8 protein-coding genes are annotated in these 10,622 nt (G+C 73.6%); 2 read left to right on the plus strand and 6 right to left on the minus strand.

The genetic code is table 11. The features are described from left to right. The 4 genes from EBM89_RS07015 to EBM89_RS07030 all read right to left on the minus strand — a co-directional run. The coding region (locus EBM89_RS07015) for a putative Ig domain-containing protein (RefSeq protein WP_199732016.1) at positions 1-2,146 on the minus strand (2,146 nt) is incomplete at its 3' end. Between the two features lie 226 nt (positions 2,147-2,372). Next, complete coding sequence (locus EBM89_RS07020; RefSeq protein ID WP_122148735.1) at positions 2,373-2,957, minus strand: YdeI/OmpD-associated family protein; 585 nt, start codon at positions 2,955-2,957, stop codon at positions 2,373-2,375. Position 2,958: 1 nt separating this feature from the next. After that, the gene (locus tag EBM89_RS07025) at positions 2,959-4,479 is read right to left on the minus strand and encodes an APC family permease (protein WP_233571599.1); all 1,521 of its coding nucleotides are present in this window, start codon (positions 4,477-4,479) and stop codon (positions 2,959-2,961) included. A gap of 102 nt (positions 4,480-4,581) precedes the next feature. Next, positions 4,582-5,046 carry a tRNA (cytidine(34)-2'-O)-methyltransferase gene (locus EBM89_RS07030; protein ID WP_122148736.1) on the minus strand — a complete coding sequence of 155 codons (465 nt, stop codon included), beginning with the start codon at positions 5,044-5,046 and terminating at the stop codon, positions 4,582-4,584. A 139-nt stretch (positions 5,047-5,185) separates the two neighbouring features. Between EBM89_RS07030 and mgrA the strand changes: the two genes are divergently transcribed. Together mgrA and EBM89_RS07040 are read left to right on the plus strand one after the other, a co-directional pair. Beyond that, a complete protein-coding gene (mgrA, locus tag EBM89_RS07035; RefSeq protein WP_122148737.1) occupies positions 5,186-6,226 on the plus strand; it encodes an L-glyceraldehyde 3-phosphate reductase in 1,041 nt (346 codons plus the stop codon). Continuing rightward, positions 6,223-7,104 carry an alpha/beta fold hydrolase gene (locus EBM89_RS07040; protein WP_122148738.1) on the plus strand — a complete coding sequence of 294 codons (882 nt, stop codon included), beginning with the start codon at positions 6,223-6,225 and terminating at the stop codon, positions 7,102-7,104. Before mgrA ends, EBM89_RS07040 begins: the two co-directional genes overlap by 4 nt. 37 nt (positions 7,105-7,141) lie before the next feature. Here EBM89_RS07040 and EBM89_RS07045 read toward each other — a convergent pair whose 3' ends face one another. Next, on the minus strand, positions 7,142-8,101 hold the full coding sequence (locus EBM89_RS07045) for an AEC family transporter (RefSeq protein WP_122148739.1): 960 nt from the start codon (positions 8,099-8,101) through the stop codon (positions 7,142-7,144). Beyond that, positions 8,101-10,191, minus strand: a complete 2,091-nt coding sequence (gene recQ, locus EBM89_RS07050; protein WP_233571600.1) for a DNA helicase RecQ — start codon at positions 10,189-10,191, stop codon at positions 8,101-8,103. The genes EBM89_RS07045 and recQ overlap by 1 nt, the downstream gene beginning before the upstream one ends. Positions 10,192-10,622 lie beyond the last annotated feature (431 nt).

Genomic DNA, 10,622 nt, shown 5'->3' on the forward strand with positions numbered 1-10,622 from the left:
CGTCAGGGGCCAGGTTCGGCGGGGCGGTCACCAGGATCTCGAAGCTGCCGCGGGCTGAGGGCGTCGTGCCGTTGGTCGCGGTGAGATCGAAGGTGAAGGCTCCCGAGGCGGTGGGGGTGCCGGACAGCAGCCCTGTGTCCGCGTCGAGGTTCAGCCCGTCGGGCAGCGCTCCGCTCGTGACGTGAACCTGAGGGGCGGGGTCGCCGTCGGTGGTGAAGGTGTGCTCGTAGGGCTGGCCGACCACCCCCGCGGGCGGGTCGTCAGGGGCCAGGTTCGGCGGGGCGGTCACCAGGATCTCGAAGCTGCCGCGGGCTGAGGGCGTCGTGCCGTTGGTCGCGGTGAGATCGAAGGTGAAGGCTCCCGAGGCGGTGGGGGTGCCGGACAGGTGCCCGGTGGCTGCGTCCAGGACCAGGCCGTCGGGCAGCGTCCCGGCGCTCACGCGCAGCGCGGGGGCGGGGTCGCCACCCCTCACGAACGTGTGCTCGTACGGGTTCCCCACCACCCCGGGCGGCAGATCTTCCGCGACGAGGGTCGGTGCGGAAGTCACGACGACCTCGAAGTCCTGGGCGGCGTCCGGTTCGGTCCCGTTCGAGGCCGTGACCTCGAACGCGAAGGTCCCGGAGGCGGTGGGGGTGCCGGACAGCTGCCCCGTGTCCGCGTCGAGGTTCAGCCCGTCGGGCAGCGCTCCGGTCGTGACGTGAACCTGAGGGGCGGGGTCGCCGTCGGTGGTGAGGGCGTGCTCGTAGGGCTGACCGACAACCCCCGCGGGAAGCGTCTCCGAGACCAGGATGGGAGCGGCTGGAGGGCGGATCTCCCAGTCGAACGTCACCGTCTCCTGCAGTCCCCCGTACACGACCGAGACCTGGGCCGTCGTCGTGGTGGACAGGGTGGGTGTGCCGGTGATGAGCCCGGTGTCGGCATCGATGCTGACACCGGCCGGCAACCTGGATGCGGAGAACCGGGTGACCGCTGAGACCGGGCCCTGAGCCCGGAAGGTGATCTGCACCGGGTCGACGGGGTACCCAGCGACCCCCGTCTGATCGGCCACAGGATCCACGGCGACCGTCGCCGGCACCAGACGGGTGACGTAGTCGCGAGTCGGAAAACTCAGCCCTTGGTAGCTGGAGCCGTTCATGGCGACCAGGTACTCCCCGCCGGTGTGTTCGATCGCTGCGAAGCCCCTAGGGATTCCCGCGCTTCCCTGGAAGCCCCGCGACCCGAGGGCGGCAGCGAATTCTGCGTCCATGTTCAGATCAGAATCCAGCTTCGACATGCAGTTCGTCGTGTAGTTGCACGACCTTCCTGTAAACAGAAGGCCTCCGTCGCGAGTCTCTACGACGTACCCAGGGGTGGCGTTGAATATTCTGTCGGTGAGCGTGGTGTTCAGTGTGAGATCCTCGTTCAGCCACACCGGTGCGCGAACGCTCGCGCCTTGAAACTCGGTGAAGCTCCCCGATGCGACGTACCCGCCGCGCGAATGCTCAATGATGAAGAGGTCTCCAAAGACCGCAAATCCCTCGCCGAGGGCGGTGGCGAACTCGTCGTCCAGCGTCAGGTCGTCGTTCAGTCGGGCTAGCCCTCCAGAGACCGGCGTGCCCTGGTAGGACGTGAACGTCCCGCCGACGATGTAGCCCCCATCGGACGAACGCAGCACGGAGGACACTAAGCAGTCGTAGTACAGGCCTCCCCCGAACCCCTCGCCGAGGGCGGCGGCGAACTCCGTGTCCAGCGTCAGGTCGTCGTTCAGCCGGGCCAGCCCGCCAGGGGCCGGTGTTCCCTGGTACGACGTGAACGACCCGCCGACGAGATAGCCTCCGCCGTCCTCGATCGCCGAGCAGACCGGAGGGGAGGAGGAAGGTCTGTTGAATCCGTCACCCACGGCGCTGGCAAATTCGGCGTCCACCGTCAGATCCTCGTGCAGCCGCAACGGCCCGCGCGCGACACCCCCGCGACCCGGGACGGTGAAAGCATTCGCGGCGAGTAGGTATCCGCCGTCGCTTGCTCTCGTCATCGACCTGACCGCGCCGACCGACCAGTCGGTCATGACCTGGTCGAACGAGGAGTCCATCGCCAGCCCGCGCACCTGGGCGTGCGCGGGCGGTGCGCCGAGCATCATGGCGCTGCCGACGGCGAGCAGGCCAGCCATCGCTGCCCCGAGCGCTTGTGACAGCAGCGACCGGCCTGGTTGCCTGCCGGATGTCGCGGGACGAGGACGAGAGCGCCAGGAGATCATGCCCTGACACCACCAGCCCTTCCTCGGGCTGTGTGGGACCTATGGGCCCCGATGAGTGGGCAGCGGAGGGTCGTGAGCGATGTCCCGGGGAGCGGCTCTGGTCGGCCGACCTGGGCCTGCTCGGCTGAGCCGGGGCACCTCACCGCCGCGCGGGCACGCCCTCCGCCGCCAGCCGCGCCGTCTCCGCCACCCGCGCCGCCCGGGTCGCGGGTCGCCGGGCGTCGGCGACCCAGCGGAGCACGACCATCCGGGCGCTGCGGCTGAAGCCGTCCCAGTGCGTCCGGGCCCCCGGCAGCGCGGCGAGCGCCGCCGCGAGGTCCTCCGGCACCACGAGCGCCTCGATGTCGTCCAGCGCCGTCCAGGACCCGTCGGCGCGGGCGGCGGCGACGGCCGCGGCCCCGGCGGGCTGCATCAGACCGGCGGCCTCCAGACGGGAGACGCGCTCCTTGTTGAGCCCGGACCACCCGCTTCCCGGCCGACGCGGTGTGAACCACTGCATCGTCGTGTCGGGGTCGGGCGCCCAGGCCTGACCGTCGATCCACCCGACGGCCAGCGCCTCGAGCACCATCTCCTCGTACTCGAACCGGGGGCGGCCCGTCGCCGGCTTCCACCGCACCAGCCAGACGCCGGGCGACGTGGCGTGGTGCTCGGCGAGCCAGGCGCGCCACGCGTCGAGCGTCTCCGCGTGGAACCGCGGCCGGTCGGCGAGCGGCCCGCCCGGCACGTCAGTGCCCCGCGGGCGCGGGCAGGTCGTCGGCCGGGTCGGGTGCCTCGCCGCGCCCGATCCGGGAGTGGCGGTAGGAGTACACGGCGTAGATGACGATCCCGAGGGCCAACCAGGCGGCGAACCGCAGCCAGGTGAGCGTCGTGAGGTTCGACATCAGCCACAGGCACGCCACGCCGGAGACGATCGGCAGCACCGGCGACCACGGCACGCGGAACCCGCGGGTCAGGTCGGGGCGGGTGCGGCGCAGGATCGGGATGCCGAAACTGACCAGCACGAACGCCGACAGCGTCCCGATGTTGATCATCTCCTCCAGCAGCTCGACCTTGGACAGGCCGGCGATGAGGGCGACGACGACGCCGGCGCCGACCTGCAGGCGGATCGGGGTCTTGTACCGGTGCGAGGTGCGGGAGACGCCGCGGGGGAGCAGCCCGTCGCGGCTCATCGCGAACACGATCCGGGTGAGGCCGAGCAGCAGCACCATGATCACGGAGGTCAGGCCGACGAGGATGCCGATCGAGATGACCTTGCCCGCCCAGTCGGCGCCGACGAGCACGAACGCGGTGGTGAGCGACGGGGACTCGGACGCCGCGAGGTCGGTGTAGGAGACCATGCCGGTGACGACGACGGTCACGAGGATGTAGAGCACGGTGACGATGGCGAGACCGCCGAGGATGCCGCGCGGCACGGCGCGCTGCGGGTTCTTGGTCTCCTCCGCGGTGGTCGCGACGACGTCGAACCCGATGAACGCGAAGAACACCAGCGCGGCGCCGGACAGGATGCCCATGACGCCGTAGGTCGACGGGTCGAACCCGGACAGGAACGCGAACAGCGGCTGGTGCAGGCCGGACTCGGACGCGGCGGGCTCCGACGGCGGCACGAACGGCGTGTAGTTCTCGGCGCGGACGTAGAAGAACCCGACGACGATGACGAACAGCGTGATGCCGACCTTGATGATCGTGAACACGCTGTTCACGCGGGTGCTGAGCTTGGTGCCGACGGCGAGCAGCGCGGTGAACACGCCGACCACCAGCACCGGGCCCCACTCCAGGTCCACGGGGCCGAGGTGCACGGTCGTCGGGACGTCGATCCCGAACAGCCCGAACGCGTCCGACAGGTACACGCCCCAGAACTTCGCGATCACCGCCGCGGCGAGCAGCATCTCCAGGATCAGGTCCCAGCCGATGATCCACGCCACGAACTCGCCCGCCGTCGCGTACGAGAACGTGTACGCCGACCCGGCGACCGGCAGCGTCGAGGCGAACTCGGCGTAGCACATGATCGCCAGGGCGCACACGACCGAGGCGATGAGGAACGAGATGATCACCGCGGGCCCGGCGTGGTTCGCCGCGGCGGTCGCGCCGACCGAGAAGATGCCGGCGCCCACGGCGACGGCGACGCCCAGGACCGCGAGGTCCCAGGCGGTCAGGTCCCGCTTGAGCGACCGGTCCGGGTCGTCGGTCGTGGCGAGCGAGTCCTCCACGGACTTGCGGCGCAGGATGCTGCGGTTCGAGATGGCCACCGGGCTGCTCCCTCGGTCGACGGCGCTGACGCGCGAGCATGGCGCACCTCGGGCGGCATCGTCCCCCGCGGTCCGACCACTGGGACCCGAGACGTCGGTGTGTCAGATCCCGCCCGGGAAGCCTAGCTGCCGCCACGCCTCGTAGACAGCCGTGGACGCCGCGTTCGTGAGGTTGAGCGACCGGCGGCCCGGCTGCATCGGGATGCGCAGCAGCCCGGTCACCGCCGGGTGCTCCAGCGCCTCGGGCGGCAGCCCGGTCGGCTCCGGGCCGAACATCAGCACGTCGCCGTCCCGGTACTCGACGTCCGTGTACCGCTGCTCGGTGTGCGTGGTGAACGCGAACACCCGCGAGCCCGCCAGCGCCGCCATCGCGGCGTCCAGGTCGGGGTGCACGACCACGTGCGCGAGGTCGTGGTAGTCCAGCCCCGCCCGCTTCAGGCGCGGCTCGTCCATGACGAACCCCAGCGGCTCCACGAGGTGCAGCGTCGCCCCCGTCGCGGCGGCCAGCCGGATGGCGTTGCCGGTGTTGCCGGGGATGCGGGGCTCGAAGAACACGACGTGCAGCACCCGGTGATCCTCTCACCGCGGGCACGCCCGCCCCGCGCCCGGCGTGCTGACGTGCGGGGACGTCGGTGGCGGGGGCTAGCGTGGGGTGCGGGTGCCCGGGACGGACCGGGTCGCCCCCCCGCACCCGAGAGGACCGTCGATGCCGACCCTGCCCCCCTACCGCGCCGCCGACGACCGGTACACGTCGATGCCGTACCGCCGCACCGGGCGCAGCGGTCTCGACCTGCCCGCGCTGTCGCTGGGGCTGTGGCACAACTTCGGGGACACCACCCCGATGGAGACGCAGCGCGCCGTCATCCGCCGGGCCTTCGACCTCGGCATCACCCACTTCGACCTCGCGAACAACTACGGCCCGCCGTACGGCTCCGCGGAGGCCAACTTCGGTCGCCACCTGGTGCAGGACCTCGCGCCGTACCGCGACGAGCTCGTCATCTCGTCCAAGGCCGGCTACGACATGTGGCCCGGGCCCTACGGCGACGGCGGCTCCCGCAAGTACCTGCTGTCCTCGCTCGACCAGTCGCTCACGCGGCTGGGGCTCGACTACGTCGACGTCTTCTACTCCCACCGGCCGGACCCCACGGTCCCGCTGGAGGAGACCATGGGTGCGCTGCACACCGCCGTCACCAGCGGCAAGGCCCTGTACGCGGGCGTCTCCAACTACTCGCCTTCTCGCACCCGTGAGGCCGCGCGCATCCTCGCGGACCTCGGCACGCCGCTGCTCATCCACCAGCCCAGCTACTCGATGTTCAACCGGCACGTCGAGCAGGTCGCCGAGGGCGAGTCCGAGTCGCTGCTGGACGCCGTGGGTGACCTCGGCGTCGGGATGATCGTGTTCTCCCCGCTGCAGCAGGGGCTGCTGACCGGCCGCTACCTCTCCGGCGAGGTCCCCGCCGGGTCGCGTGCCGCGACCAGCCACTTCCTGTCGCCCGACGTCATCGGGGACACCTACCTGACCCGCGCCCGGGCGTTGAACGCCATCGCCGAGCAGCGCGGTCAGAGCCTCGCCCAGCTCGCGCTCACCTGGGTGCTGCGCGACCAGCGCGTCACCTCGGCGATCATCGGAGCCTCCTCGGTCGCCCAGCTCGAGGACAACGTCGCGGCGCTCACGGCCGCGCCGCTCACCGCCGACGAGATCGCCGCGATCGAGCCGCACGCCGTCGACGGCACCGCCCGCCGGTGACGGCCGCCGCCGGCGGGCCGGTGCCGCTCGTCCTGCTGCACGGGCTGACCGACTCGTCGGCGTGCTGGCCGCTCGTGGTCGACCGGTACGCGGGCGTCGGGGGCCGCCGGGTGGTGGCGCTCGACGCCCGCGGCCACGGCGGAGTCCCCGTGCCGGACGAGCCGTTCACGGTCGCGGCGCTCGCCGCCGACGCGGCGGCTGCCCTGCGGGCGCTGGACCTCGGTCCGGCGGTCGTGCTCGGGCACTCGATGGGCGGGGTCACCGCGCAGGAGCTCGCGCTCACCGCGCCGGACCTCGTCGCCGCGCTGGTGCTGGAGGACCCGGCGTGGCGCGAGTCCGCCGGGGACGCGGCCCGGGCGTCCGACGCGGCGGGTGCCGCCGACGACGCGCGGCTGCTCGGGCTGGACGACGCCGGGTCGACCGGGGCGACCGCCGGGGGCGTGCCGGTGCTCGACGACCCCGGCCGTCCGGAGTGGCTCGCCGGCGCGGTCGACGCGCTCGCGGGCCTCACCGTCGAGCAGGTCGCCGCCCGGGGTCGCATCGACAACCCCGGCTGGTCGGACGCCGAGATCCAGGGCTGGGCCGACGCCAAGACCCGCGTCGACCCGCGCCTCGTCGCCGTCCCGCACGACTGGACCGCCCGCCGCTGGGTCGAGGCGCTGGCCGACGTGTCCGTCCCGGTCACGCTGCTCACCGTCGGGCCGGGACGCGGCGTCGTCACCGAGGCCCAGGCGGCCCGGGCGGCGCAGGTCCTCGGCGACCGGCTCACGCACGTCCGGGTCCCGGACGCCGGGCACAACATCCGCCGCGACGCCCCCGAGGCGTTCTTCGCGGCCCTGGACGCGGAGCTGGCCCGCGCCGACGCGGCTGCCGCCTGACGCACCGCGCGCGTGCGCCGGGCCGGGCCTGGCCTGTTCAGCCCAGGACAGCCGCGACCACCAGCAGCGCCGGGACCGCGAGGACGGTCGTGACCAGTCCCGCGTCCCGGGCGAGGGCGGTGCCGTGCCGGTACTGGATCGCGTAGACGAGGACGTTCTGCGCGGTCGGCAGCGCGGACACCACGGCGACGGCGAGCAGCGCGTCGCCCTCCAGCCCGAGCAGGGTGCCCAGGCCGATCGCGAGCGCGGGGTGCACGACGGACCGCAGCACGGCGACCATCGCGACGTCCCCGCGCGGCGCGCGCTCGGCCGCGACCCGCGGGGCCGCGAGGGACATCCCGAACGTGAGGAGCGCGAGCGGGGGAGCGGCGGCGCCGAGCAGCGACAGCGGCTGGAACACCACCTCGGGCAGCGACCAGGGCAGGGCGGCGAGCGCGAGCCCGATGAGCGTGCCGATGATGACGGGGTTGCGCAGGGTGCGCCGCAGCACGGACCGCAGGGTCGCGAGCCGGCGCCGGTCGGTGGGGGCGGCGACCTCGTCGCCCCGGGCCCGGCGGTTGCGGGAGTCGAGCACGACCAGCGCGAGCGGCCCGAGGACGAGCTGCTGGTAGAGGGTCGGCGGGACGACGGCGACGACGCTGCCGAGCAGGTACGCGGTGAGCGGGATGCCGATGTTCCCGGCGTTGACGTAGGAGGACGCGAGGACGCCGACGACGACGTCCCCGGCGGACCGCCGGCGCACGAGGCCGAGGACGGCGGCGGCGATCAGCGCGACGACCGTGGTGGTCGCGAAGGTGACCAGCGCCGACCGGGAGACCAGCAGGTGCAGGTCGGCGTGCGCGATGGTGTCGATGAGCAGCGCGGGCGTGGCGACGGTGAACGCGGTCGTGGCGAGCACCCGCTGCGCGCCCTCGCCGAGGACGCCGGTGCGGCCGACGAACCAGCCGACGGCGACGACGACGGCGATCGTGCCGAGCGCGGACAGGACGGCGAGCATCAGGAGTCGGCGTCGTCGGCGAACAGCCCGACCGACGCCGCGTCGCGCGCGACCTCCTCCGCGGTGGGGGGCTCGCGGCCCTCGAGCGTCGCGATGACGCCGGGGCCGTACCGCTCGAGCTTGGCGGCGCCGACCCCGCCGATGCGGGACAGCGCGTCGACGTCGGCGGGCTGCGCGGTGGCGATGTCCCGCAGCGTGGCGTCGTGGAAGACGACGTAGGCGGGGACGCCCTGCTCCTTGGCGGTGGCGGCGCGCCAGGCGCGCAGGCGCTGGAACAGCTCGGCGGCGCCGGCCCCGAGCTCGGCCTCGGCGGCCGCTGCCCGGGCACGGGAGGACCCGCCCGAGCCGCCGGACCGGGAGGACCGTGCGGGCCGGGCGTCGTGCCGCAGGGGGACCGGGCGGTCGCCGCGCAGCACCTCGGCGCTGGCCTCGGTGAGCCGCAGGGTGCCGTACCCGTCGCCGTCGACCCCGAGCAGCCCCTGGGCGAGCACCTGGCGGACGACCCCGCGCCACTCGGCGTCGGACAGGTCGGCCCCGAGCCCGAACGTCGACAGGTCGGTGTGGCCGAGCTGCTCGATGCGGGCGGTGCGCTTGCCGAGCAGGATGTCGACCAGGTGCCCGGCGCCGTAGTGCTGGTTGCGCTCGCGCTCCAGGCGGACGACGGTCGACAGGAGCTTCTGCGCGGGGACGGTGCCGTCCCACGTCTGCGGCGGGTTCAGGCAGGTGTCGCAGTTGCCGCACGGCTCGGCGTCCTGGCCGAAGTAGGCGAGCAGCTGCACGCGGCGGCAGGTGACGGTCTCGCAGAGCGCGAGCATGGCGTCGAGGTGCTGGGAGAGCCGGCGGCGGTGCGCGGCGTCGCCCTCGGAGGTGTCGATCATCCGGCGCTGCTGCACGACGTCCTGCAGGCCGTAGGCGAGCCACGCGGTCGAGGGCTGCCCGTCGCGCCCGGCGCGGCCGGTCTCCTGGTAGTAGCCCTCGACGGACTTCGGCAGGTCGAGGTGGGCGACGAACCGGACGTCGGGCTTGTCGATGCCCATGCCGAACGCGATCGTCGCGACCATGACCAGGCCGTCCTCGCGCAGGAACCGCGACTGGTTGCGGGCGCGCACGCCCCGGTCGAGGCCCGCGTGGTACGGCAGCGCGGTGACGCCGTTGGCGGACAGGAACTCGGCGGTCTGCTCGACGGAGTTCCGCGACAGGCAGTAGACGATGCCGGAGTCGCCCGGGTGCTCGGTGCGCAGCAGGTCGAGCAGCTGCTGGCGGGGGCTGGCCTTCGGCACGATCCGGTACTGGATGTTGGGCCGGTCGAACGACGCGACGAACTGCCGGGCGTCGGTGAGCTGCAGCCGCTCGGCGATCTCGACGCGGGTGGCGTCGGTCGCGGTCGCCGTCAGGGCGATGCGGGGGACGTCGGGCCAGCGCTCGTGCAGCACGGACAGGCCGAGGTAGTCGGGCCGGAAGTCGTGGCCCCACTGGGACACGCAGTGGGCCTCGTCGATGGCGAAGACGCCGATGTCCGCACGGTCGAGCAGCGCGAGGGTCTCGGGGACGCGCAGGCGCTCGGGGGCGAGGTAGAGCAGGTCGAGCTCGCCGTCCAGGAGGGCCTGCTCGACGGCGCGGCGCTGCCCGAGGTCCTGCGTGGAGTTGAGGAACCCGGCGCGCACGCCGAGCGCGGACAGGGCGTCGACCTGGTCCTGCATGAGCGCGATGAGCGGGGAGACGACGACGCCGGTGCCGGGGCGCACGAGGGCGGGCACCTGGTAGCACAGCGACTTGCCGCCACCGGTGGGCATGAGGACGAGGGCGTCGCCGCCCGCGACGACGGTGTCGATGATCGCGGCCTGCTCACCGCGGAACGCGTCGTACCCCCAGACCTCGCGGAGCACGTCGAGGGGCGCACGACCGGTGGTGGCGTCGTGGGCGGGCCGCGCGACCGGGCGGGCGGTGGCCGGGTCGCCGTGCGCGGCGGCGTCCCGGGCGTCCGGGCGCGGGCGGGCGGCCGACGGACCGGGCTCGTAGGGCGGCTCCTCGGCCGGGTCGTACGGCGGCTCGTCGGGCAGCGGCCACTCGTCGTCCCATGCCTGAGTCACGTCGTCCACCCTAGTGGCGGCCGCGTCCCCCGGACCGTCGTCGTCCACAGGCCCGGAGGTGAGGGACCGGTGCAGCCTCGGTGCACGGACGGGCGGTAGGTGGTGCCGCGGCGGTAGGCTGGTGGACGGCCCTGCCGGGCCGTGCGGGCCCGTGGCGGGTCCGCCCCGCACGACGGCGAGGAGGTGGACGCGATGGACGACACCGCGAGTAGTCGGCATCCGTCGACGCCCGTCGTGCTGCGCGCGCCGGCCTGAGCCCGCCCTCCCGGAGCGGGCGAGCGGGTCGCGCGACCCGCTCGGCGCGGCGTCGACGGAGCACCGGCGCCGACGATCCCGGCGCCCCCCGACCCCCGTCACCCCGCCCGGTCCGTGCGCCCACCGCGCGCTGGCCGGGATCCCGGCCCCGTGCCGTGACCCACCGCCGACCCGTG

The sequence above is a fragment of the Cellulomonas triticagri genome, from assembly GCF_003696205.1.
In the GTDB taxonomy this organism is placed as follows: Bacteria; Actinomycetota; Actinomycetes; order Actinomycetales; family Cellulomonadaceae; genus Cellulomonas; species Cellulomonas triticagri.